A 23549-nucleotide genomic window follows, 5' to 3' on the forward strand; every position below is an offset into this window, starting at 1 on the left:
ACGGGGGTCGGTGGGGCTCGGTCGTGGTCGCGGCCCTCAGCGGCGGCGGTGCGTCACCCACCACACCAGCAGGAGAGCGAGCAGCCCGGCGCCGACCTTCGGGCCGTAGCTGCGCAGCAGCACCGGCAGCACGGTGGAGCCGAGGTCGAGCGCCTCGTCACCGCCGCCCGCCTGCGCGGCCGCGGCCGGTGCCGGCCGGTGCTCACCCGGCCGCGTGGAGGCCGGCGGCGGCTCGGGGGCACCGGGGTCCGCCCCCATGTGCTTCCCGGGCGGCGCCGGTGCCGCGGGCGGCGGCTCGGCCGGCGCCTCGGGCGCCTCGGGCGCGGTCAGGCGCTGCTCGAGACAGCTCACGAACTGGCCCAGCAGCTTGTCGGAGACGTCCTGCATCACCCCCCGCCCGAACTGGGCCGGCTTGCCGGTGATGGCCAGGTCGGTCACCACCTCGACGTCGGTGCGGTCGGCGCCGGCGGCGCTCATCGAGAGCGTCACCTTCGCCCCCGCGGTGCCGTTGCCGCGCTTGTCCTTGCCCTTGGCGTCGACCACGTAGCGGTGGGCAGCGTCGTCCTTCTCCACGAAGGTGCCCGAGCCGGTGTAGAGCAGCGCGATCGGGCCGAGCTTGACCTTGACCGTGCCCTTGAACGTGTCGTCCTCCACCCCGGTCACGGTGGCGCCGGGGAAGCACTCGGCCAGGGCGCCGATGTCCTGGAAGTGCTCCCAGGTCTCCTCGACGCCGAGCGGGACGCTGAACTCGTGGCGGAGATCCACTACGCCCCCGCAGCCGCGAGCACCGCTCGCCGGGTCAGCACCGTCGCCAGGTGGCGGCGGTAGTCGGCGTCGCCGTTGAGGTCGGAGGGCGGGGTGCAGCCCTCGGCGGCCCGGGAGGCCGCCTCGCGCACCGCGTCCTCGGTGGCCGGCTGGCCCCGCAGCGCCTCCTCGACCGCGCGCGCCCGCAGCGGCGTGGAGCCCATGTTGGTCAGGCCCACGCGCGCCTCGGTGATGGTGCCGCTCTCGGCCTTGACCGCGGCGGCGACCGCCACGATCGGCCACTGGTGGGCCACGCGCACGAACTTCTCGTAGTGCGCCCCCCAGCCGGTGTGCTTGGGCAGCCGGACCTCGGTGAGCAGCTCGTCCTCACCGATGGCGGTCTCGAAGAGGTCGACGAAGAAGTCGTCGGCCTCCACGGTGCGCGTGGTCCCGCCCTGCCCGGCGATCACGAACTGCGCCCCCAGGGCCAGGGCGGGGGCGCCCAGGTCGCCGGCGGGGTCGGCGTGGGCCAGCGCCCCGCCGAAGGTGCCGCGGTGACGGATCTGGGCGTCGGCCAGGTGCTCCACGGCGCGCGAGACCAACCCGGCGTGCTCGGCCACCAGCGGGTCGGAGGCCACCACGCTGTGCGGGGTCATCGCGCCCACGACGATGGCGTCGCCGTCGTCGCGGACCCCGCGCAGCGCCTCGATGCGCCCGAGGTCGATGACCATCTCGGGGGCGTTGAGGCGCATCCGCAGCACCGGCAGCAGGCTCTGCCCGCCAGCCAGCACCTTGGCGTCGTCACCGTGCTCGGCGAGCGCGGCGAGCGCCTCCTCCACCGAGGTGGGGGCCAGGTAGTCGAACGGTGCGGGGATCACAGCGCGCCTCCGGTGGTGCGGTCGACGGTGCCGTCCATGCCCGTCGAGGGGTCGAAGTGCGGGGCCGCCGCACCGGTGGTGGGGTCGCTGCCGCCCGCGTCGCGGGCGTGCACCGCCTTCCAGACGCGCTCGGGGGTGCAGGGCATCTGGATGTCCTCGACACCGAGGTGACGCACGGCGTCGACGACGGCGTTGACCACGGCCGGGGTCGAGGCGATGGTGCCGGCCTCGCCGACCCCCTTGGTGCCCAGCGTGTTGGTGATCGAAGGCGAGGAGGTGTGGTCGATCTCGAAGGAGATCGTGTCGGCCGCGGTGGGCAGCAGGTAGTCGGTGAACGACCCGGAGACCAGCGTCCCCGCGTCGTCGTACACCGCCTCCTCCCACAGCGCCTGGGCGATGCCCTGCACCAGGCCGCCGTGCACCTGACCCGACACGATGAGCGGGTTGATGATGGTGCCGATGTCGTCGACGCAGACGTACTTGCGCATCGTGACCTGGCCGGTCTCGGTGTCGACCTCCATCGCGCACAGGTGGGTGCCGTGCGGGTAGTTGAAGTTCACCGGGTCGTAGGTGGCGTCGGAGTCGAGCTGCGGCTCGATGCCCTCGGGGTAGTCGTGGGCGGTGAAGACCGCGGTGGAGACCTCGGCGATGCCCACCCCCTGGTCGGTGCCGCGCACCGAGAACCGGCCGCCGGAGAACTCCAGGTCGTCGACGGAGGCCTCCAGCAGGTGGGCCGCGATCGGCCTGGCCTTCTCGATGACCTTGTCGGCCGCGCGCACCAGCGCCTCGCCGCCGACGACCAGCGAGCGCGAGCCGTAGGTGTCGAGGCCGCGCTGGGCCACCTGGGTGTCGCCGTGCAGGACCTCGACGTCCTCGAAGGGCACCCCGAGCCGGTCGGCGACGATCTGGCTGAAGGCCGTCTCGTGGCCCTGGCCGTGCGCGGAGGCACCGGTGGTGACCTCCACCTTGCCGGTGGCCAGCATCCGCACGCTGGCGTGCTCCCAGCCGCCGGCGCCGTAGTTGAGCTGACCCAGCACCCGCGAGGGCGCCAGGCCGCACATCTCGGTGAAGGTCGAGACGCCGATCCCGAGCTGCACCGGGTCGCCCGCCTCGCGGCGGCGCTGCTGCTCGGCGCGCAGCTCGTCGTAGCCGAACATCTCCTTGGCGCGCGCCGTGGCGGCCTCGTAGTTGCCGGTGTCGTACTCCAGCCCGGCGACGGTGGTGAAGGGGAACTCCTCGTGGCGGATCCAGTTCTTCTCCCGCAGCTCCAACGGGTCCATGTCGAGCTCGGCGGCCAGCTCGGTCATCAGCCGCTCGATCGCGAAGGTCGCCTCGGGCCGTCCGGCGCCGCGGTAGGCGTCGGTCCAGGTCTTGTTCGTCAGCACCGTCTGGCAGTTGAACTGGTAGGACGGGAACTTGTAGATCGCGTTGAACATGAACGCGCCCAACACCGGCACGCCGCCTCCGACCAGCGAGACGTGGGAGCCGAGGTCGGCGAGGAGCTCGACCTTGAGCCCGGTGACGCTGCCGTCCTTCTCGGCGGCCAGGGTCAGCTTCTGCCACTGGTCACGGCCGTGGTGGGCCACCATCAGCGACTCGCTGCGGGTCTCGGTGTACTTCACCGGCTTGCCCAGGCGCCGCGAGATCGCGAAGACCAGCCACTCCTCGGGCGTGGTCTGCAGCTTGCCGCCGAAGCCGCCACCCACGTCGGGGGCGATGACGCGGATCTTCGACTCGGGCACACCGGTCGTGGCGGCCAGGGCGAAGCGCAGGATGTGCGGGATCTGGGTCGCCGACCACATGGTGACCTGCTCGCCGGTCGGGTCTACGACCACCGAGCGCGGCTCCATGAAGGCGGGGATCAGCCGCTGCTGGCGGTACTCGCGCTCGATCACCACGCCGCTCTCGCGGGCCTTGGCGATCGCCTCGTCGACGTCGCCGCCGGTGCCCGCCTCGGCGGAGTCGAACTTCCAGAACGCCGACTTGTTGGTGCCGAGGTCGGGGTGGGCCAGGACCTCGTCGCGCGCGGCGGCCTTGAGGTCGACGGCGGCCGGCAGCTCGTCGTACTCGACGTCGACGAGCTGGGCGGCGTCGCGGGCCTCCGCGGCGCTGCGGGCCACGACCACCGCCACGATCTCGCCGGCGAAGCTGACCCGGTCGCTCGGCATCGGCGGGTGGGCGGGCGCGACCTGGTCGGGCGTGATCGCCCAGGCGTTGATCAGGGTGCCCTGGCTCTCGCCCAGGTCGGCCCCGGTCAGCACGGCGACCACGTTGGGCGCCGACTCGGCCTCGCTCTTGTCGATCGAGGTGATGGTGGCGTGCGCGAAGGGGCTGCGCACCATCGCGAGGTGCAGCATGCCGGGCAGCACGATGTTGTCGGTCCAGCGGGTGCGGCCGGTGATCAGGCGCTGGTCCTCCTTGCGCCGGCGGTCGCGCCCGATCTCCTTGGCGGCCTCGGCGCCGCGCTCCTGGGTGGCGGTCACGACGTCGCCCCCTGCCCCGCGCCCTGGCCCGCGGCGTGCTGCACGGCCTTGACGATGTTGTGGTAGCCGGTGCAGCGGCACAGGTTGCCCTCGAGACCCAGCCGGATCTCCTCCTCGCTGGGCTGCGGGTTCTCCTCCAGCAGCGCCACGCTCTGCATGATCATGCCGGGCGTGCAGAAGCCGCACTGCAGGCCGTGGCACTCGCGGAAGGCCTCCTGCACCGGGTGCAGCTCCTCGCCGTCGGCCAGGCCCTCGATGGTGGTCACCTCGGCACCGTCGGCCTGCACGGCCAGGACGTTGCAGGACTTCACGCTCGTCCCGTCGAGGTGCACGGTGCAGGCGCCGCAGTTGCTGGTGTCGCAGCCGATGACGGTGCCGGTCTTGCCGAGGCGCTCGCGCAGGTACTGCACCAGCAGCATCCGCGGCTCGACGTCGTCGGCGACCCTGGCGCCGTCGACGGTGAGGTTGATCCGGGTCATGGACTCTCCCTTGGTGAGGTCGCTCGCTGGGGTCGCACCGGTGCGCCGCGAACGGCGGGGTGTGACCCGGCTCACGCTAGGAGGGTCCGGTTGGCCGCCGGTTGGTCAGCGGTTGGCAGCGGCCAGGCGGCCCTTGAGCAGCGCCGCGACCGGGTGCGCCAGGGTCCCCGGGGCGGCCAGGCAGGCCTCGACGACCTCGGTGTCGTACGGCGCCAGCTCGCTGTAGCGCGCGACGGCCTCGGGCTCGGGGCGGGCCAGCAGCGCCTCGCGCACCGCGACGGCGACGTACTCGCCCATCTCCTGCAGGGCCGGCGAGTCGGTGCCCGGCAGCAGGTCGCCGCCATAGGCCTCGACGGCCGCGCCGACGTGGCCGCGGCGCAGCAGCGAGAGCACGTGGTCGACGTCGGTGTGCACGGGCATCTGCAGCCGGTAGGGCCGCGAGGACAGCTGGCCGCCCAGGGCGTGGCGCAGGTGCGAGACCTCCGCCTTGAGCGTCGAGAACGTCACCGCGTGGTCGCCGTAGACCATGGCGTGCAGCTGCTCGAGCGAGAGCCCCTGGGGGTGCAGCGCGAGCAGCGCCAGGATCTCGCTCTGGCGGCGGTTGAGCAGCAGCCGCTGGCCGTCGAAGCGGGTCTCGGCCTGCCCCAGCAGGGTCAGCACCAGCCCGGGGTCGCCGGTCTCCTCGGGGGCCTCGGGCAGCGGGTGGGCGCTGGCGGGCAGCGCCTGCTCGATCAGGCGCGCCATCACCCGGGCCGTGGCCAGCCCGATGGGGTGGGTGCGGTCCCAGGTGGTGGAGAGGTCGAGCACGCCCAGCTGCACCCCGGTGGCGGGGTCGCGCACCGGCGCGGCCCAGCAGACCCAGCTGTGCACGATCGAGGCGTAGTGCTCGGCGCTGAAGACCATCGAGGGCGTGCCGTGGCGGTTGGCCAGGTCGAGGGCGTTGGTGCCGACCGACTCGTCGTCCCAGCGCCCGCCGGGCACGAAGTTGACCTGCTCGGCCTTGCGCCGCATCACGCGCCCGCCGTACGTCCACAGCACCCGGGTCTGCGGGTCGGTCACCGCGATCACCAGGTCGCCGTCCTCGGCGGTGCGGCGCAGGTCGCTCTCGACCCGCTCGACCGCGGTCTGCAGCGGCGAGCCCGACCAGATCGAGGCCGTCTCGGACTCGTCTGCCAGCGGCGCCTCACGCACGTCCGGCGAGACCCGGGCGCCCGAGCGGGCCCAGCTGCTGAGGATCTCGGGGCGCACCGCGCTCTGCGCACCCTCCCCGTCGACGAACGAGGTCCAGGCGCGCACCGCGTCGACGCGCCGGGTGTGCAGCTCGGAGCTGGCGGAGCCCATGGCGGCACGCTAGCACCGCGGCGGTGACCTGGCTCACAGGCTCTTTGCCCGGCCGGCGCCGGCTCAGCCGGCGAGGTGGCGGCGCAGGAACGCGACCGTGCGGCGCATCGAGTCCTCGAAGCGCGGACCGAAGGCGTGGCCCTCGCCCTCGTAGGTCAGCAGGCTGCTCGACGCCCCGGCGGCGCGCAGCGCGTCGTGGGTGCGCCGCGACCACACCGGCGGGCAGGTGTCGTCGGCGGTGCCGTGGTGGATCTGCACCGGCACCTCGACCCGGTCGAAGTAGGTGCGCGACGACAGCCCGCGGTAGAAGCCGGGGCGCTCCTGCGGGGTGCCGAAGCGGTCGTAGAACGCCGCGGCGCCCTCGGGCCGGCTGACCTCGGTGAACTGGCGCAGGTTGTCGACGAACAACGAGCTGACCGGGGCGTGCACGACCGCCGCGTCGACCAGGTCGGGCACCGCGACCAGCGCGTTGTAGGTGACCCCGCCGCCCATGGAGCGCCCCATCATCGCGAGCCGGTCGGCGTCGACGTACGGCTCGCGCTCCAGCGCCCGCACCGCCCCGATCGCGTCGCGGGTGTAGACCAGCCGGGTCTCGCGCCCCACGGCGCTGACCGGGTCGGAGCCGGCGTGGCCGCGGTAGTCGGTGTGCAGCACCACGAACCCGTTGCTGGCCAGCCACTCCTGCTCGCGGCTCATCCCGCGCCCCAGGGTGTAGATCGCCGGGTCGATGTAGCCGTGGTTGAGCACCACCGCCGGGAACGGCCCCTGCCCCGTCGGCACCAGCAGCTCGCCCGAGACCGTCGCGCCGTCGACGGTGTAGGTCACCGCGTAGCCGGTCCACCGGTCGGTGCCGGCCAGGCGCTGGGTGCGCACGATCGGCCCGCCCCGCACGTCCTCGCGCATCAGCGCCGGCAGCGACGGGCGGGCGGTGACCGGCGGCAGCTCCTCCGGCGTGATCCTCGCCCCCGGTGCGGTCGCGGCCGGCGGCTCGGGGGGTGGCTCGGAGTCTGGCTCGGTGGGTGGCTGGGTGGGTGGCTCGGTGGGTGGCTGGGTCGCCGACGCCGTCGGGGACGCCGCGGGCGACGCGGTCGGCGACGGGCTGCCGGTGCAGGCACCCAGCGCGAGCACGAGCGTCAGGGCCAGCGCGCCGGCGACGGCGTACGACGGGGGGCGGTGGGGCTGCACGGGTGCTCCTCCTCGGCTCGACCTGCCCCCCACTCTCTCCCCTGCCGCCAAGCCGGGGGCGCGAAAGTTTCATCGGGTACCCGATGGAACTGGCGGCACCCGGCTCGGCCTGCCCCCCACTCTCTCCCCTGCCGCCAAGCCGGGGGGGGGCGAAGTTTCATCGGGTACCCGATGGAACTGGCGGCACCAGGCTGAACCTTCAGTCGGGTGCCGCGAGTTTCATCGGGTACCCGATGAACCTCCACGCGCCGCCGTACGCCGCTCAGTCGAGGTCGTGGGGCAGGTCGCGGTGGATGCGGCCCTGGGTGGCGGCGAGCGGCTCGCCGGTGCCGCCCCAGCGCCCGGCGATGATCTCGGCGGCGATGGAGATGGCGGTCTCCTCGGGGGTGCGGGCGCCGAGGTCGAGGCCGATCGGGCTGGAGAGCCGGTCGAGCTCGGCGTCGGTGAGGCCGGCGGCGCGCAGCCGCTCGAGCCGGTCGTCGTGGGTGCGCCGCGAGCCCATCGCACCGACGTAGGCGACCTCGGGCAGGCGCAGCGCCACCTCGAGCAGCGGCACGTCGAACTTGGGGTCGTGGGTGAGCACCGCGAGCACGGTGCGCTGGTCGATGCGCCCGGCCTCCTGCTCGGCGGCGAGGTAGCGGTGCGGCCAGTCGACGACCACGTCGTCGGCGTCGGGGAAGCGGCTGGTGGTGGCGAAGACGGGGCGGGCGTCGCAGACCGTGACGTGGTAGCCCAGGAAGCTGCCGACCCGGGCGACGGCGGCGGCGAAGTCGATGGCGCCGAAGACCAGCATCCGCGGCTTGGGGGCGAAGGCCCACACGAAGACGCGCATGCCCTCGCCGCGCCGCTCGCCGTCGGGGCCGTAGGACAGGGTCGCGCTGGTGCCGCTGGCCAGCAGCCCGAGCGCGTCGTCGTGCACCGCGGCGTCGGCGCGCGGGGAGCCGATGGAACCGGCGACCGGCTCCTCGTCGGGGCGCACGACGATGCGGCGCCCGCGCCAGGCCGGGTCGGGGTGGTCGATGACGGTCGCGAGCGCCACGGGCAGGCCGGCCTCGACGTCGGCCGCGAGCGCACCGAGCTCGGGGAAGCTCTCGCGCGAGACCCGCTCGACCCACACGTCGAGGATGCCGCCGCAGGTCAGCCCGACCGCGAAGGCGTCGTCGTCGGAGACGCCGTAGCGCTCGAGGACGGGCGTGCCGCCCGCGACGACCTCCTGGGCCTGCTCGTAGACCGCGCCCTCGACGCAGCCGCCCGAGACCGAGCCGACCGCCGTGTCGTCCGGGCCCACCAGCATCGACGCGCCCGGCGGGCGGGGCGCGGAGCGGAAGGTCGCGACGACGGTGGCGACGCCGACCGTCTCACCGGCCTCCCACCACCTCATCAGCTCGGGCAGCACGTCACGCACGGGCGATCACCTCGCAGAGCTCGGCGTAGGTCGCCAGGGAGTGCCCGGCGACGAAGTCGTCGACGTGCGGCAGGACCGCCAGCACGCCCTGCTGCACCGGCTCGTAGCCGGCCTTGCCGCGGTGCGGGTTGACCCACACCACGCGGTGCGCGACCCGCTGGAGCCGCGCGACCTGCTCGGCCAGCAGCGCGGGGTCGCCGCGCTCCCAGCCGTCGCTGAAGACCACCACGACCGCGCCGCGGGCGGCACCGCGCCGGCCCCACCGGTCGAGGAACGCGCCCAGGGACTCGCCCAGCCGGGTGCCGCCCGACCAGTCGGGGACGGTCTCGCCGGCGGCGACCAGGGCCCGGTCGGCCTCGCGCAGCCGCAGCGGCCGGGTCAGGTGGGTCAGGCGGGTGCCGAGGGTGAAGGTCTCCACCCGCGAGGCGGGCAGCGCGTGGGTCAGCCGGTGGGCGAGGCGCAGCAGCGCGTCTGCGTACCCGCTCATCGAGCCGGACACGTCGACCAGCAGCACCACCCGGCGCGGGCGCAGGCTGCGTCGCCGCCAGGCGATCTCGGCGGGCTCGCCCATCCGACGCAGGCTGGCGCGCACGGTGCGGGCGGCGTCGACGTCGCCGCGGCGCCAGCGCTCGTGGCGCGACGTACGACGCACGGGGGCGCGCACGTGCAGCGAGGCGAACATGTCGGCCAGGCGGGCCTTCTCGCCGGGGCTCAGCGCGGCCACGTCGCGGTGGCGCAGCACCTCGACGTCGGAGGCCATCGCGCGCACGACCTCCTCGTCCTCGTCGGCGGCGCCGCCGGCCCCGGCGTCGCTCTCGGGCAGCAGCGCGGGCGCGGGCGCCCCCGCGGGTGCCGGGCGCGAGCGGGGCAGCTCGCCGCGCGGGTCGAAGAAGGCGGCGAAGACCTGGTCGAAGCGGTCGAGGTCGTCGGGGCCGGCGCACAGCGTGGCCCGCCCGGCCGCCCGTACGGCGACCACGTCGCCGAGGCCGACCAGCGCCACCGCGGCCAGGAACGAGGCGCCGCGGTCGTGGGTGACGCCGACCCCCGCGGCGCGCAGCGCGTGGGTGAAGCCCAGCAGCACCTCGTCGGGCCCGCGGGTCGCGGTGGGCGCCTGGAGGCTCACGGGGTCAGCATCCGGTCGAGCGCCTGGCGCACCCGGTCGGCGTCCTCGCGGTACTTCACCAGCGCACCCACGGTGCGCGCCGCCGACTCCAGGTCGATCTCGGTGGCGCCCAGGTGGTGCAGCGCGCGGGCCCAGTCGAGGGTCTCGGCCACGCCCGGCGGCTTCTGCAGGGTGCCGGCGGCGGTGCCGGTGCGCAACTGCTGGACCACGGTCACCACCTGGCGGGCCAGGGCCTCGGACACCTCGGGCGCACGGGTGCGCACCACCTCGACCTCGCGCTCCAGGCCCGGGTGGTCGATCCAGTGGTAGAGGCAGCGGCGCTTGAGCGCGTCGTGCAGCTCGCGGGTGCGGTTGGAGGTCAGCACCACGACCGGCGGGGTCGCGGCCCGCACGGTGCCCAGCTCGGGGATCGAGACCTGGTAGGTCGAGAGCACCTCGAGCAGGAACGCCTCGAACTCGTCGTCGGCCCGGTCGACCTCGTCGACCAGCAGCACCGCCGGGGCCTGCTGCAGCGCGGCCAGCACCGGGCGGGCGAGCAGGAAGCGCTCGTCGTACAGGCTCTTCTCGGCGCCCTCGGCGTCGACGTCGCCGCCGGCCGCCTCGAGCGCGCGCAGGTGCAGCACCTGCCGCGGGAAGTCCCAGTCGTAGAGCGCCTGGGTGGCGTCGATGCCCTCGTAGCACTGCAGGCGCACCAGCGGCAGGTCGAGGGTGGCCGCCAGCGCCTCGGCCAGGGCGGTCTTCCCGGTGCCGGGCTCGCCCTCGAGCAGCAGCGGACGCTCCATGCGCAGCGCGAGGAAGACCACCGTGGCCAGGTCGTCGTCGCACAGGTAGCCGGTCTCGCGCAGGCGCGCCGCGACGGTCGGGGCGTCGGGCACGTCGGGGAGCTCCATGCGCCCAGGCTAGTCAGCGGGTCGTTGGCGCGCGGTTGGGTGCGTCCGCAGACTGGGGGTGTGACCCGCACCAGCACCCCCGAGCCCAAGGCCTGCGCCTCGTGCGGGCGCACCATCGAGTGGCGCAAGAAGTGGGAGCGCGACTGGGACCAGGTGCGCTACTGCTCCACCGCCTGCCGCCGGCACGGCGTCACCGACACCGACCGGGCGCTGGAGGCCAGCATCCTCGACCTGCTCGCCGCCCGGTCGCGCACCGGCACCATCTGCCCCTCGGAGGCGGCCCGAGCGGTCGGCGGCGAGGGGGACGGGTGGCGCGAGCTGATGGAGCCCGCGCGGCGCGCCGCGCGACGACTGGTGGCCGCCGGCGAGGTCGAGGTCACCCAGGGCGGGAAGGTCGTGGACCCCTCGACCGCCAAGGGCCCGATCCGGATCCGTCGCGCCTGAGGTCGTGGTCCGGGTCGTGGTTCCAGTCGTGGTCTGGGTCGTGTGCCCACGGCCGCGCCATGGCGCGGCCACGGGCCACGACCCAGACCACGACCCAGGCCACGACCCAGGCCACGACCCGGACCACGACTCGGCGGGGCTGGGCGGGTCAGCGGGAGGTGGGCGGGGTGTCGACGTCGTCGCCGGTGGACAGGTCGCCGCACTCGACGAGCCGCACCTCGTGCACGGCCAGGTAGTCGCGGGCACCTTGGTCGCCCACGGCGCTGGCGCGCACCCCCGCCCAGTGCTCGCGCCCGATCAGCACCGGGTGCCCCGGCGCGCCGTCGTACGACGCCCGCGCGAGCGCGGCGGGGCCCTCGCCGGCGGCGCGGACCCGGCGCACCACCTCGGGCACCAGGTCGGGCAGGTCGACCAGCAGCACCAGGGCGGCCTCCGCGGGACCGGCCTCGAGCGCGGCGAGCCCGGCCTCCAGGGAGGCGCCCATCCCCTCGGCCCACCGGTCCGCGAGGACCACCTCGACGCCCGCGGTGTCGTCCAGCACCTGGAGCAGCCGGACGGCCTCGGCGGCGGCGGCGCCCAGCACCACGACGACCTCGTCGCAGCCGCCGTCCTCGAGCAGGTGCACGGCGCGGGTCAGCCAGGGGCCCTCGTCGTCGGTGACCAGCGCCTTGGGGGTGCCCATCCGGCGACCCGCCCCGGCGGCCAGCAGCAGTCCGGTGGTGTGCACGTGCCCTGCTCTCCCCGCGGCCCCGAGGGGCTCAGCGGTTGAAGGCCTCGGCGTACATCTCGGCGAGGTCGGGTTCGGCGCGGCCGCTGAGGCCGCAGCCCACGACGCGCCCGTCGGCGGCGGCGACGAGGTAGCGCGCGCCCTCCTCGAGCGCGACGCTGCCGATCAGCGCCTGCTGGCTCCCGGTGGGCGCGGCGACCTCGACCCGGTCGGTGGCCCGCCCTGCGAAGAACTCGACCGGCTCGAGGACGGCCACGCCGTCGTCGATGCCGACGACGGTGCCCTCGAAGGCGAGCGGCTGCTGGGCGAGCGCCTCGGCCGTGGGGGTCATGCAGCGACCCGTCTCCTCGCCCGGCTCGAGGCGGGTGACGGTGGGCTCGGCGCCGGCCTCGGCGTCGCCCTCGGTGGCGCTGCCCGCGCCGGTCCCGTCGGCCAGCGGCACCTCGGCGTCGTCACCGCCGAGGAGCGCCACGGCCGCGACCACGGCGATGACCACGACCGCGAGCCCGGCGAGCAGCCAGGTCAGGGGGCCGCGGCCGGTGGTGGTCACGGTCTCGGGGCGGGGGGCGTCGACGGGCACGCGCCCAGCCTGCCGCATCGCCGACCGCCCCAAACCTCGCCCCGCCGGCCGGGGCTCACGCGGGCGCGACCGCGACGGCGGTGACCTCGACGAGCTGGCCGGGGTAGCCCAGCACCGTGACGCCGAGCAGGGTGCTGGGCGGGTCGTGGTCGCCGAAGCCGGTGCGCACGACCTCCCAGGCGGCCACCAGGTCGGCGCGCTCGGAGGAGGCGACGTGGACGGTGGTCGAGACGACGTCGCCCAGCGCGCAGCCCGCGGCCGCGAGCTGCTCGACCAGGTTGTCGAGCACCTGCGCGGCCTGCCCCGCGACGTCGCCGGGGTGCACCACCCGGCCCTCGCGGTCGAGGGGGCAGGCACCGGCGGTCCACACCAGCCCGGCGGCACGCGCCGCGTAGGCGTAGGGGACGGTGGGGTCCAGGGCGGGGGCGCGCAGCAGCTCGACGGGCATGGCCCGATGCTGCCCGGCGACGGCCCGACGCGCACCTGCTTTGCGCCCGTACGCCGCCCGCGGCACGCAACAGGGCCCCCGCCCGGAGGCGAGGGCCCTGCTGGTGGTCGTGCTGGTCGTGCTGGGGGTGGGGACCGGTCAGAAGTCCATGCCGCCCATGCCGCCCATGCCGCCGTCGCCGCCCGGCATCGCGGGCGCCTTCTCCGGCTTGTCGGCCACGACGGCCTCGGTGGTGAGGAAGAGCGCCGCGATGGAGGCGGCGTTCTGCAGCGCGCTGCGGGTCACCTTGGCGGGGTCGATGATGCCGGAGGCGATCATGTCGACGTACTCGCCGGTGGCCGCGTTGAGACCGTGGCCGGGGGTCAGGTTGCGCACCTTCTCCGCCACGACGCCGCCCTCGAGGCCGGCGTTGATCGCGATCTGCTTGAGCGGGGCCTCGGTCGCGACGCGCACGATGTTGGCACCGGTCGCCTCGTCGCCCTCGAGCTCGAGCTTGTCGAACGCGGTGGCCGAGGCCTGCACGAGCGCCACGCCGCCACCGGCGACGATGCCCTCCTCGACGGCCGCCTTCGCGTTGCGGACGGCGTCCTCGATGCGGTGCTTGCGCTCCTTGAGCTCGACCTCGGTGGCCGCGCCGACCTTGATGACGGCCACGCCGCCGGCCAGCTTGGCGAGGCGCTCCTGGAGCTTCTCGCGGTCGTAGTCGGAGTCGGAGTTCTCGATCTCGGCGCGGATCTGGTTGACCCGGCCCTCGATCTGGGCGGCGTCGCCGGCGCCCTCGACGATCGTGGTCTCGTCCTTGGTGATGACGACCTTGCGGGCCTGGCCGAGCAGCTCGAGACCGGTGGTCTCCAGCTTGAGGCCGACCTCCTCGGAGATGACCTGGCCGCCGGTCAGGATCGCGATGTCCTGCAGCATGGCCTTGCGGCGGTCACCGAAGCCGGGGGCCTTGACGGCCACGGACTTGAAGGTGCCGCGGATCTTGTTGACGACCAGGGTCGACAGCGCCTCGCCGTCGGTGTCCTCGGCGATGATCAGCAGCGGCTTGCCCGACTGCATGACCTTCTCGAGGATCGGCAGCAGGTCCTTGACGTTCGAGACCTTCTGGTTGGCGATCAGCACGTAGGCGTCCTCGAGGACGGCCTCCATGCGCTCCATGTCGGTGGCGAAGTACGCCGAGATGTAGCCCTTGTCGAAGCGCATGCCCTCGGTGAGCTCGAGGTCGAGCCCGAAGGTGTTCGACTCCTCGACGGTGATGACGCCTTCCTTGCCGACCTTGTCCATCGCCTCGGCGATGATCTCGCCGACGGTCGAGTCCGCGGCCGAGATCGACGCGGTGGCGGCGATCTGGTCCTTGGTCTCGATGTCGATGGCCATGCTCGACAGCGACTCCGACACCGAGGCGACAGCGGCCTCGATGCCGCGCTTGAGGCTCATCGGGTTGGCACCGGCGGCGACGTTGCGCAGGCCCTCGCGGACCATCGCCTGGGCCAGCACGGTGGCGGTGGTGGTGCCGTCGCCCGCGACGTCGTCGGTCTTCTTGGCGACCTCCTTGACGAGCTCGGCACCGATCTTCTCGTACGGGTCCTCGAGCTCGATCTCCTTGGCGATGCTCACACCGTCGTTGGTGATCGTGGGGGCGCCCCACTTCTTCTCGAGCACGACGTTGCGGCCCTTGGGACCGAGGGTGACCTTCACGGCGTCGGCGAGCGTGTTCATGCCACGCTCGAGACCGCGCCGGGCCTCCTCGTCGAATGCAATCAGCTTCGGCATAACTCCTGCGATCCTTCGCAATCAAGAGCTGGACGGACCGGTTCGTTGCCCGCGACGGACGGCCAGGCCGAACCGGCGGACCCTTCCCGCCGACGCTGCTGACCTCAACTCCCCGGACCGGGGATGTCTGGCACTCTCATGTGGAGACTGCCAGCCTCATGTTTAGCACTCGACCCTGGCGAGTGCAAGAACGAGCGCCGCCGGCGAGGGCCGTCGACGGCGAGGGGGGCGTGGTGCCCGAACGGCACCTCGGAGCGGGCCCCCAGGGCGGCCAGCACCGAGGGCAGCACCGCCCGCGCGGTGTGCTGGTAGCCCGCCGGGCTGGGGTGGAAGCGGTCGAGGCTGAACATCTCGTCGGGGTTGGTGATGAAGAACGGGCCGACCACGTCGGCCAGCGACACCACGTGCGCCCCCGCCTCGAGCGCCGCCTCGGCCTGCGCGGCCGCGAGCTGGCGCGAGGCCCTCGAGCCCAGCGAGCGCAGCGGCTGCGGCACCGGGCGCAGCGCCCCCAGGTCGGGACAGGTGCCGACCACCACCGCGCTCCCCCGCTCCCGCAGCCGCCGCACGGCCTCGCGCAGGTGCGCGACCGACTCGGCCACCGGCACCCGGTGGGTGACGTCGTTGCCGCCGACCACGATCACCGCGACGTCCGGCCGGTAGCCGGCCGGCAGCCCGTCGATCTGCTCCCCCAGGCGCGAGCTCTCGGACCCGACGACCGCGGCCGTGGTCAGGCGCACCGAGCGGTGCAGCTCCTTGGCCAGCGCCTTGCTCAGGCGACCCCCGAGGGTCTGCTTGCGGGTCTCGGCCCCCAGGCCCGCGGCGATCGAGTCGCCCAGCAGCAGCAGGTCCAGGGGGTCGCCGTAGGACTTCCTCCACACCCGGTCGGCCTGCGGGGCCTCCTCGCCCAGGGGCTTGCCGATCAGCCGGCGCGCGTGCTCGCCCTGGCGCTGCAGCAGCGCCCGGGCGCCGTACCCCAGGCCGCCGCCGGCGAACCCGACCGCGCCGGCGACCACCACCGTGACCCTCGTCCTCGTGCGCACCCCTCCAGGGACCACCGCGACCTGAACGCCGCGTGGCGCCTTCCTGACGACCGGGTGTGCGCGACGTGTCGATCGTGGGGTCGGGCCGGTGGTCCCGCCGACCTGGGTACGACGACTCATGCGCGCCGGCACCCCTCGGCCCCAGGCTGGGAGGATGAGCCCCACGACCCCGGCCGGACCCCGGCACCAGCCGCTGCTGCGGCCCGCCTCCCCCGCGCGCCTGGCCTGGCTGGCCGACGAGGTGCAGGCGTGGCGCGAGGCCGGCGTGGTGGACGGCGACCAGGCCGCGGCGATCCTCGCCGGCTACTCGCCGGGGCGCCGCTTCTCACTGGTGCGGCTGCTGACCGGGGTCGGCGCCGCCTTCGTCGGCATCGGCGCGCTGTGGCTGGTGGCCGCCAACCTCGAGTCGCTCTCGCCGCTGGCGCGCTTCGTGCTCGTCACCCTCGTCTGGGTCGCCGCCCTGGCCGGCGGCGAGGCGCTGCAGGCCCGGTCGGCGCCGCCGCCCGCGGTCGCCGCGACCCGCCTGGTGGCGGCGCTGCTGGTCGGCGGAGTGGTGATGCAGGCCGCCCAGAGCCTCCAGGTGCCCGCCTGGGAGCCGGCGCTGGTGGGCTGGTGGTCGCTGGCCGCGCTCGTGCACGCCTACGCCGCCCGGGCGGTCCCGCCACTCGTGGTCGGCGTCCTCGCCGGCTCGGCGTACGCCGTGTGGGCGCCGCTCGACGCGGGCGCCTCGGGTCTCGGGGTGGTGCTGGCCCTGGGCGTGGTCGGCGTCGGTGCGCTCGCGCTCGCCGCCCCGCACGAGCGCGTCGGGCTCCCGGTCTTCGCCCGGGTGTGGCGCGAGTCGGGCCTGGTGCTGGTGCTGGCCTCGCTGGTGGTGGCGGCCGTGCCGTGGACCACCGCCGGCGAGCGGCCCGCGACCTCGGCCCTGGTGCTGCTGCTGGGCGTCGGCTCCGCGCTGGTGGTGCTGGGGCTGCTGGTCGGCGGACCCGGCGACCGGGTCGAGGTGCTGGGCGCCCTGGCGGCGCTGGGCACCGCACTGGTGCTGGTGGCCTGGGAGGCCGGCGCCGACGCGGAGGTCGTCACCGGCCCCGACGTCGCCCACGCGGTGCTGGGCGTCGCGGCCTGCGCGGTCGCCTGCATCGCGGTCGCCGCGACCGGGACGCTGCGCGACGACCGGCGGCTGGTGGCCCTCGCGACCACCGCGCTGGTGGTCGTCACCACCCTGCAGGCCTTCACGGTCTTCGCGCCGGTGCTCGAGGGCGCCTGGCTGTTCCTGCTGCTGGGGCTGGTTCTCGTCGGCACCGGGCTGGTCTTCGACCGGGCCCGGCGCCACGTCACGGCCGCCCTCTGAGACCCCCTGTGAGACCCCACGAGAGGGAGGAGCACATCATGCGCACCACCACCCGGATCGTCGCGGTCGCCGCGGCGCAGCTGGCGATCGTCGCGGTCGCGGTCGCCCCGCGCCTCTCGGCGCACCTGGTCGGCGAGGAGTACCTGCTCGAGGTCGCCGGCGCCGACCCCCACGACCCCTTCCGGGGCGCCTACGCGGCGCTGGACTACCCGGGCCTGCGGCTGCACGGCGAGCAGGTGCCCGACGGGCCGGCGTACCTGCCGCTGCGGCCCGGCGACGGGGTGTGGGTCTCCGGCGCCCCGGTGGGCGAGCGGCCGACCGAGGGCCCCTACCTGGCCTGCGAGGGCGACGGGTGGGACCTCGACTGCGGCATCGGGTCGTGGTTCGCCGGCGACGACGAGGCCGACCGGGTCGGCCGGGCCCTCACCACGGCCAGCGGCGTGGCGACGGTGCGCATCGACGGGCGCGGCAACGCGGTGCTCGTCGACGTGCGGACGAGCGCGGTCGGTGGACCGGGCCCGCTCAGCAGCCCCCGGCCACCGCCGGGATGACCGAGACCTGCACCCCGTCGGGGGTGGGGGTGGCCAGGTCGTCGAGGAAGCGCACGTCGTCGTTGCCGACGTAGACGTTGACGAAGCGGCGCAGCGCGCCGTTGTCGTCGAGGATGCGCCCCCGGATGCCGGTGTGGCGCGACTCGAGGTCGTCGAGGACGTCGGCCAGGGTCGCCCCCGAGGCCTCCACCTCGCTGGCACCGCCGGTGTAGGTGCGCAGGATCGTGGGGATCCGGACGGACACGCTCATGCTGTGCTCCTCCTCAGGCGATGCCGGTGGCCGCGAAGGCGGCGTACGACGGTGCGATGGTCGCCGCCGGGCCCACGGAGTCGGCCACGGCGTCGAGGGTCTTCAGGCCCATGCCGGTGTTGATGACGACCGTCTCGAGCGAGGTGTCGAGCTGGCCGGTCTCGACGAGCTTCTTCAGCACGCCCACGGTGGTCCCGCCGGCGGTCTCGGTGAAGATGCCCTCGGTGCGGGCCAGCAGCAGGATGCCCTCGCGCACGGCGTCGTCGTCGATGTCCTCGACCGCGCCGCCGGTCTCGCGGCAGATGTCGAGCACGTAGATGCCGTCGGCGGGGTTGCCGATGGCCAGGCTCTTGGCGATGGTGTCGGGCTTGACCGGGCGGATCGCGTCGACACCGCCCTTGTACGCCGTGGAGACCGGCGAGCAGCCGGTCGCCTGGGCCCCGAAGATGCGCACCGGCTTGTCCTCGACCAGGCCCAGGCGCACCAGCTCGCGGAAGGCCTTGTGGACCTTGGTCAGCTGCGAGCCCGAGGCGACGGGGATGACGACCTGGTCGGGCAGGCGCCAGCCGAGCTGCTCGGCGATCTCGTAGCCCAGGGTCTTGGAGCCCTCGGCGTAGAAGGGGCGCACGTTGACGTTGACGAACGCCCAGCCCTCCTCCTCGCCGGCGATCTCGGAGGCCAGCTTGTTGACGTCGTCGTAGTTGCCGTCGACGGCGACCAGCGAGTCGGTGTAGACCGCCGAGTTCACCTGCTTGGGCTTCTCGAGGTTGCTGGGGATGAAGACCACGGTCTTGATGCCGGCCCGGGCGCCGGCGGCGGCGACCGCGTTGGCCAGGTTGCCGGTGCTCGGACACGCGAAGACCTTCGCCTTCAGCTCGATCGCGGCGCTCAGCGCGCAGGCGACCACGCGGTCCTTGAAGGAGTTGGTGGGGTTGGTCGAGTCGTCCTTGACCCACAGCTTGGTCAGGCCCAGCTCGGCGGCGAGGTTGCGGGCCTCGAGCAGGCGGGTGAAGCCGGGCTCGGTGTTGGGGCTCTGCTCGATGTCGGAGGGCACCGGCAGCAGCGCCTTGTAGCGCCAGATGTTGGCGGGCCCGGCCTCGATCTCCTCGCGGGTCACGGCCGGGAAGTCGTAGGCGACCTCCAGCGGGCCGAAGCACTCGGAGCAGGCGTAGTGCGGGCCGAGCTCGACGGTGTGGCCGCACTCGCGGCAGACCAGCCCGGTGGCGTGGCCGAACGCACCCTCGCGCAGGGCCGGCTTCTCGGTGATGACAGCGCTCATGAAGTCCTCCTCCTCATCTTCCCCGGGCGTCTCTCGCACCGGGCCGGATGTAGCACCGTTTCCACGAACCGCTGGCGCAGGTGGGCCGCAGGTGCGGACCGCCCGGTGGGCGGAGGATCGTGGCGGTTGCCGGGACGTCGACGGGCCGTTCCCTCAGTCCCTCTTGATGAGCTGGGGACAACTGTAGGCGCCGCCGTCTCGCCATGCGAACCGGGCATCCAGGATGCGGACGTTCAGGCGCGCAGGGCCTCGGCGTCGGCGGTGAGCATCCGCAGCAGGTCGAGCACGTCGTCGGGGCCCTCGACCAGCACGTCGGCGCGCTCGACGAGCGCCTGCTGCTCCTCGGAGGCCACGGCGACCAGCAGGGTGGACAGCCCGCCGCGGCCGTGGGCGGCGACCGCCTCGAAGGCCTCGACGTCACCGAGGTCGTCGCCGGCGTAGAGGAAGCCGGTGGCGCCGGTGGTCTCCACCAGGCTGTGCACGGCCTGGCCCTTGTGCATCCCCGGCGAGCGGACCTCGAGCACGTTGCGCCCCGGCTCGACCACCAGCCCGTGGGCGCGGGCCAGCTCGCCGACCGGTCCCTCGAGGCGCACGAAGGCCGCCTCCGCGTCGGGCAGGCGCCGGGTGTGCACGGCGACGGCGAGGCCCTTGTCCTCGATCCAGGCCTCGGCCGCGTCGGCCTCGCGCAGCACCCGGGGCAGCTCTCGCTCGAAGGTCGCCAGCCCGGCGGGCGGGCGCGGGGAGACGATGCGCCGCTCGGCGGAGGACCAGCGCTCGTTGCCGTACTGGCCGAAGACGAAGAGGTCCTTGCCGCTGGCGTGCACCGCGTCGGCGACCTCCTCGAGACCCCCGAGGTCGAGGGCCTGGCGGGCCGGGCGGCCGGTCACCACCGCCACCGCACGCACCTGGGCGGCCAGGGCGACCAGCACCTTGGCGGCGTCGGGGTGGATGTGGGCCTGGGTGGGGTCGTCGACGATCGGCGAGAGCGTGCCGTCGAAGTCGAGGCCGACCACGCTCTCGGGGGCGGCCCGCACCAGGGCGGCGTAGCGGCTCTCGGCCGCGGCGGAGACGAACTCCATCGCAGCGCTCAGTCGAGCTCGCCGGTCAGGATCAGCGTCAACCGGTCGAGCTTCATCGCCCCGGTGGCGGCCAGGGTGCGGTCGACGCCGAGGTCGAGGGCCAGCAGCTTGGCGGCGCGCTCGAGCTTGGGCGGGAAGTAGACGGTGGTGGCCGGGACGGTGCCGTACCAGTTGTCCTCGCCCACGACCTGCCAGCCGGCGCCGGTGGCGCGCTGGGCGGCCCGGCCGGCGAGACCGGTGATGGAGGAGTTGTTGTAGACCTCGACGTAGACCTCGCCGCGCTTGATCGCCGGCGCGGGCTTCTTCGTCGGCTCGGGCTTCGGCGCCTTCGTCTCCGCGGCCTGCGTCGGCTCCTCGGTCGACTCGCGGGCCGCGGGGGTGATCTCGCGCTCGGTGGGCTCGGAGCCCTGCGTGGCCACGAAGGCGAAGGCGGCCATCGCCACCGCGATGATCGAGAGGATCACCACGGGCGAGGGGAGCACGGTGCCGCGCTCGGTGCGGGCGCGGCCGGGGGTGGGCTGCTCGGTGGTCACCGGCTCAGACCTCGAAGCCCAGGCGGCGGGCGGAGCGCTGGCGCTGGCGGGCGGCCCGCAGGCGGCGCAGGCGGCGCACCAGCAGCGGGTCGGCCTCGAGGGCCTCCGGCTTGTCGATGAGGGCGTTGAGCACCTGGTAGTAGCGCGTCGAGCTCATGTCGAACTTCTCGCGCACCGCGCTCTCCTTGGCCCCGGCGTACTTCCACCACTGGCGCTCGAAGGCCAGGATCTCGCTGTCGCGCTCGCTGAGCTGCGGACCGTCGGTGACGGGCTGGGCGTGGGCGGCGTCCCGCTGGGGCTCCATGCGGCATCTCCGGACTGGCTACGGGGTGGGTGGGGCTGCTGGCCATCGTAGCCCCCGCGAACTACAGCCGTGTCATTACCGCGCGGGCGTGTCCGGCGCCGTCACCCGTGTCGTACGACCTCCTTAGGGTGGGGCCATGCAGACGGTGCGGTGGGGGTTCCTGGCCACGGGCAAGATCGCGCGCAAGGTCGCCGGGGCGCTGGCGCAGGTGGAGGGCTCCGAGCTGGTCGCCGTGGGCGCCCGGCGCCGCGAGTCGGCCGAGGCGTTCGTGGCCGAGCACGCGCCCGGCGCCCGCGCCCACGCGTCGTACGCCGACCTGGTCGCCGACCCCGGCGTCGACGTCGTCTACGTCGCCTCGCCCCACGCGCTGCACCTCGAGCACGTGCGGATGGCCCTCGAGGCCGGCAAGCACGTGCTCTGCGAGAAGCCGGTGACCCTCGACCTGGCCCAGGCCCGCGAGATGGTCGCGCTGGCCCGCGAGCACGACCGCTTCCTGATGGAGGCGATGTGGACCGCGTGCCACCCGGTGGTGCGCGAGCTGGTCGACCGGGTCCGCGCCGGCGACCTCGGCACGCCCCGCACGCTGCGCGCCGAGCTCGGCTTCCGCGTCGACGCGCCCGCCGACGACCGGCTGCTCGACCCGGCGCTCGGCGCCTCCTCGCTGCTCGACATGGGCATCTACCCGCTGACCTTCGCCCACCTGCTGCTCGGCGCGCCCGAGCGGCTGCACGCCGAGGCCGTGCTCTCCGAGCGCGGCACCGACCTCGACGTGGCGGTGCTGGGCCGCTACCGCGGCGGGGCGCTGGCGACGCTGTCGGCCTCGATGACCTCGTGGTCCGACCGCTCCGCCGCGCTGGCCACCGACCGCGGGCACCTGCACCTCGAGGGGCAGTTCCACCACCCCGACGCGGCCGTCTTCGTGCCCCGCGACGACGCCGGCACCCCCGGCGAGCCGCTGCGCATCACCGGGCGCGAGCCGGTCGTGGGCGGCGGCTACGGCAACGAGCTGGCCGAGGCGGCGCGCTGCGTGCGCGAGGGGCTGCGCGAGAGCCCGTGGGTGCCGCACGAGCAGACGCTGGCGCTGATGGGCCAGCTCGACGACGTACGCCGCCAGGTCGGGGTGGAGCTGCCCGGCACCGGCCCCCTCCTCCCGGGCGACGCGGGGTGAACAGGCTCCGCCTAGGGTGAGGGACGTGTCCTACGACCTCGTGATCGTCGCCAACCGGTTGCCGGTGGACCGGGTCGCGCTGCCCGACGGCTCGAAGGGCTGGCGCACCTCCCCCGGCGGGCTGGTCACCGCCATCGAACCCGTCATGCGCGCCAACGACGGGGTGTGGATCGGCTGGCCCGGCGGCACCGACCAGGACCTCGAGCCCTTCGAGCACGACGGCCTGCAGCTGGCGCCGATGACGATGAGCGCCGCCGACATCGAGGGGTTCTACGAGGGCTTCTCCAACGGCACCCTGTGGCCGCTCTACCACGACCTGGTGGCCAAGCCGGAGTTCCACCGGGAGTGGTGGGACGCCTACGTCGCGGTCAACCGGCGCTTCGCCGAGCGCGCCGCCTCGCTGGCCAACGAGGGCGCCACGGTGTGGGTGCACGACTACCAGCTGCAGCTGGTGCCGCAGATGCTGCGCGACCTGCGCCCCGACCTGCGCATCGGCTTCTACCTGCACATCCCCTTCCCACCCGGCGAGCTGTTCCAGCAGCTGCCGTGGCGCCGCCAGATCCTCGAGGGGCTGCTCGGCGCCGACCTGGTCGGCTTCCAGATGCCCGGGGGCGCGCAGAACTTCGTGCGCCTGGTGCGCCAGCGGGTCGGCCACAAGACCCACCGCGACCTGGTCTACCTGCCCGACGGGCGCACCGTGCGGGCCCGCCCGTTCCCGATCTCCATCGACGCCGCCGGCTTCGAGGAGATGGCGCGCTCCGAGGCGGTGGCCGAGCGCTCGGCCGAGATCCGCGAGGCGCTGGGCAACCCGCGCAAGATCTTCCTGGGCATCGACCGCCTCGACTACACCAAGGGCATCTTCGCCCGGCTGCGCGCCTTCAGCGAGCTCATCGACGACGGCCACTTCGACGTCGAGGACGCCGTCTTCGTGCAGGTCGCCGTGCCGAGCCGCGAGCAGGTCGAGCAGTACCGCATCCTGCGCGACGAGATCGACCGGCTCGTGGGCCGCATCAACGGTGACCTGGGCCGGATCGGGCGCCCCGCCATCTCCTACCTGCACTCCTCCTACCCGCGCGAGGAGATGGCCGCGCTCTACCGCGCCGCCGACGTCATGGTGGTCACGCCCTACCGCGACGGCATGAACCTGGTCGCCAAGGAGTACGTCGCCTGCCGCTTCAACGACGACGGCGCGCTGGTGCTCTCGGAGTTCGCGGGGGCAGCCGACGAGCTGCGCCAGGCGTGGCTGGTCAACCCCTACGACATCAACGGCATGAAGAGCGCGCTGCTGGAGGCCTACCAGGCCGACTCCAAGGAGACGACGCGTCGGATGAAGGCGATGCGCCGCACCGTCACCCAGCACGACGTGGCGGCCTGGGCCGACTCCTTCATGACCGAGCTCTCCGACGTCGAGACCCACGGCAAGGCCGTCCGCCCGGCCCGTCGTTCCTGACCCGCGCAGGACGCGGTGGCACGGCCCACCCGTAACCCGCGGCCCGC

24 protein-coding genes and 1 riboswitch are annotated in these 23549 nt (G+C 74.2%); of the genes, 5 read left to right on the forward strand and 19 right to left on the reverse strand.

Annotated elements, in window-relative coordinates; all coding sequences use genetic code 11:
* Positions 1-36: 36 nt before the first annotated feature.
* The 9 genes from H0S66_RS04160 to H0S66_RS20755 all read right to left on the reverse strand — a co-directional run bounded on the left by H0S66_RS04160 (position 37) and on the right by H0S66_RS20755 (position 10528).
* Positions 37-765, reverse strand: coding sequence for an SRPBCC family protein (locus H0S66_RS04160; protein WP_179614275.1), 729 nt, complete (start codon positions 763-765; stop codon positions 37-39).
* A complete protein-coding gene (locus H0S66_RS04165) occupies positions 765-1622 on the reverse strand; it encodes an FAD binding domain-containing protein (protein WP_179614276.1) in 858 nt (285 codons plus the stop codon). Before H0S66_RS04165 ends, H0S66_RS04160 begins: the two co-directional genes overlap by 1 nt.
* Positions 1619-4105, reverse strand: coding sequence for a xanthine dehydrogenase family protein molybdopterin-binding subunit (locus tag H0S66_RS04170; RefSeq protein WP_179614277.1), 2487 nt, complete (start codon positions 4103-4105; stop codon positions 1619-1621). The genes H0S66_RS04165 and H0S66_RS04170 overlap by 4 nt, the downstream gene beginning before the upstream one ends.
* A complete protein-coding gene (locus H0S66_RS04175; protein WP_179614278.1) occupies positions 4102-4584 on the reverse strand; it encodes a (2Fe-2S)-binding protein in 483 nt (160 codons plus the stop codon). The genes H0S66_RS04170 and H0S66_RS04175 overlap by 4 nt, the downstream gene beginning before the upstream one ends.
* A gap of 105 nt (positions 4585-4689) precedes the next feature.
* Positions 4690-5925 (reverse strand): helix-turn-helix domain-containing protein, encoded by a 1236-nt coding sequence (locus tag H0S66_RS04180; RefSeq protein ID WP_179614279.1) that lies wholly within the window; start codon positions 5923-5925, stop codon positions 4690-4692.
* 63 nt (positions 5926-5988) lie between these two features.
* On the reverse strand, positions 5989-7110 hold the full coding sequence (locus H0S66_RS04185; RefSeq protein ID WP_219633613.1) for an alpha/beta hydrolase family protein: 1122 nt from the start codon (positions 7108-7110) through the stop codon (positions 5989-5991).
* 262 nt (positions 7111-7372) lie between these two features.
* Positions 7373-8515 carry an XdhC family protein gene (locus tag H0S66_RS04190; RefSeq protein WP_179614280.1) on the reverse strand — a complete coding sequence of 381 codons (1143 nt, stop codon included), beginning with the start codon at positions 8513-8515 and terminating at the stop codon, positions 7373-7375.
* Positions 8508-9638, reverse strand: a complete 1131-nt coding sequence (locus tag H0S66_RS04195; RefSeq protein ID WP_219633614.1) for a vWA domain-containing protein — start codon at positions 9636-9638, stop codon at positions 8508-8510. The genes H0S66_RS04190 and H0S66_RS04195 overlap by 8 nt, the downstream gene beginning before the upstream one ends.
* Entirely contained in the window at positions 9635-10528 is an 894-nt protein-coding gene (locus tag H0S66_RS20755) for an AAA family ATPase (RefSeq protein ID WP_179614281.1), read from the reverse strand. The genes H0S66_RS04195 and H0S66_RS20755 overlap by 4 nt, the downstream gene beginning before the upstream one ends.
* A 60-nt stretch (positions 10529-10588) precedes the next feature.
* On the opposite strand from H0S66_RS20755, the gene H0S66_RS04205 reads away from it, so the two are divergent.
* A complete protein-coding gene (locus H0S66_RS04205; protein ID WP_179614282.1) occupies positions 10589-10972 on the forward strand; it encodes a DUF2256 and DUF3253 domain-containing protein in 384 nt (127 codons plus the stop codon).
* Positions 10973-11120: 148 nt separating this feature from the next.
* Here H0S66_RS04205 and H0S66_RS04210 read toward each other — a convergent pair whose 3' ends face one another.
* The 5 genes from H0S66_RS04210 to H0S66_RS04230 all read right to left on the reverse strand — a co-directional run bounded on the left by H0S66_RS04210 (position 11121) and on the right by H0S66_RS04230 (position 15516).
* Positions 11121-11699, reverse strand: coding sequence for a nucleotidyltransferase family protein (locus H0S66_RS04210; RefSeq protein WP_179614283.1), 579 nt, complete (start codon positions 11697-11699; stop codon positions 11121-11123).
* Positions 11700-11730: 31 nt separating this feature from the next.
* Entirely contained in the window at positions 11731-12279 is a 549-nt protein-coding gene (locus H0S66_RS04215) for a hypothetical protein (protein ID WP_179614284.1), read from the reverse strand.
* Between the two features lie 55 nt (positions 12280-12334).
* The gene (locus H0S66_RS04220; RefSeq protein ID WP_179614285.1) at positions 12335-12727 is read right to left on the reverse strand and encodes a RidA family protein; all 393 of its coding nucleotides are present in this window, start codon (positions 12725-12727) and stop codon (positions 12335-12337) included.
* Between the two features lie 138 nt (positions 12728-12865).
* On the reverse strand, positions 12866-14500 hold the full coding sequence (gene groL / locus H0S66_RS04225; protein ID WP_179614286.1) for a chaperonin GroEL: 1635 nt from the start codon (positions 14498-14500) through the stop codon (positions 12866-12868).
* 104 nt (positions 14501-14604) lie between these two features.
* Positions 14605-15516, reverse strand: a complete 912-nt coding sequence (locus H0S66_RS04230) for an SGNH/GDSL hydrolase family protein (protein WP_258017089.1) — start codon at positions 15514-15516, stop codon at positions 14605-14607.
* A gap of 178 nt (positions 15517-15694) precedes the next feature.
* Between H0S66_RS04230 and H0S66_RS04235 the strand changes: the two genes are divergently transcribed.
* Together H0S66_RS04235 and H0S66_RS04240 are read left to right on the forward strand one after the other, a co-directional pair.
* Positions 15695-16888 (forward strand): DUF2157 domain-containing protein, encoded by a 1194-nt coding sequence (locus H0S66_RS04235; protein WP_179614288.1) that lies wholly within the window; start codon positions 15695-15697, stop codon positions 16886-16888.
* A 38-nt stretch (positions 16889-16926) separates the two neighbouring features.
* Entirely contained in the window at positions 16927-17439 is a 513-nt protein-coding gene (locus H0S66_RS04240) for a GDYXXLXY domain-containing protein (protein ID WP_179614289.1), read from the forward strand.
* Here H0S66_RS04240 and H0S66_RS04245 read toward each other — a convergent pair.
* The 5 genes from H0S66_RS04245 to H0S66_RS04265 form a co-directional block, all read right to left on the reverse strand.
* Positions 17411-17689: a MoaD/ThiS family protein gene (locus H0S66_RS04245; protein WP_179614290.1), complete on the reverse strand. Its 279-nt coding sequence runs from the start codon at positions 17687-17689 to the stop codon at positions 17411-17413. The genes H0S66_RS04240 and H0S66_RS04245 overlap by 29 nt on opposite strands.
* A 13-nt stretch (positions 17690-17702) precedes the next feature.
* On the reverse strand, positions 17703-18968 hold the full coding sequence (gene thrC / locus H0S66_RS04250) for a threonine synthase (RefSeq protein WP_179614291.1): 1266 nt from the start codon (positions 18966-18968) through the stop codon (positions 17703-17705).
* A gap of 10 nt (positions 18969-18978) precedes the next feature.
* Positions 18979-19141, reverse strand: a riboswitch (SAM riboswitch).
* Positions 19142-19201: 60 nt separating this feature from the next.
* Positions 19202-20047, reverse strand: a complete 846-nt coding sequence (gene otsB, locus H0S66_RS04255) for a trehalose-phosphatase (protein WP_179614292.1) — start codon at positions 20045-20047, stop codon at positions 19202-19204.
* 8 nt (positions 20048-20055) lie between these two features.
* Positions 20056-20580: a LytR C-terminal domain-containing protein gene (locus H0S66_RS04260; RefSeq protein WP_258017090.1), complete on the reverse strand. Its 525-nt coding sequence runs from the start codon at positions 20578-20580 to the stop codon at positions 20056-20058.
* Positions 20581-20584: 4 nt separating this feature from the next.
* Entirely contained in the window at positions 20585-20884 is a 300-nt protein-coding gene (locus tag H0S66_RS04265) for a DUF3263 domain-containing protein (RefSeq protein ID WP_179614293.1), read from the reverse strand.
* 136 nt (positions 20885-21020) lie between these two features.
* Between H0S66_RS04265 and H0S66_RS04270 the strand changes: the two genes are divergently transcribed.
* Together H0S66_RS04270 and H0S66_RS04275 are read left to right on the forward strand one after the other, a co-directional pair.
* On the forward strand, positions 21021-22052 hold the full coding sequence (locus tag H0S66_RS04270; RefSeq protein ID WP_179614294.1) for a Gfo/Idh/MocA family protein: 1032 nt from the start codon (positions 21021-21023) through the stop codon (positions 22050-22052).
* A 16-nt stretch (positions 22053-22068) separates the two neighbouring features.
* Positions 22069-23502 carry an alpha,alpha-trehalose-phosphate synthase (UDP-forming) gene (locus tag H0S66_RS04275; protein WP_179614295.1) on the forward strand — a complete coding sequence of 478 codons (1434 nt, stop codon included), beginning with the start codon at positions 22069-22071 and terminating at the stop codon, positions 23500-23502.
* Positions 23503-23549: the final 47 nt, after the last annotated feature.

Source organism: Nocardioides marinisabuli, from assembly GCF_013466785.1.
Lineage (GTDB): Bacteria > Actinomycetota > Actinomycetes > Propionibacteriales > Nocardioidaceae > Nocardioides > Nocardioides marinisabuli.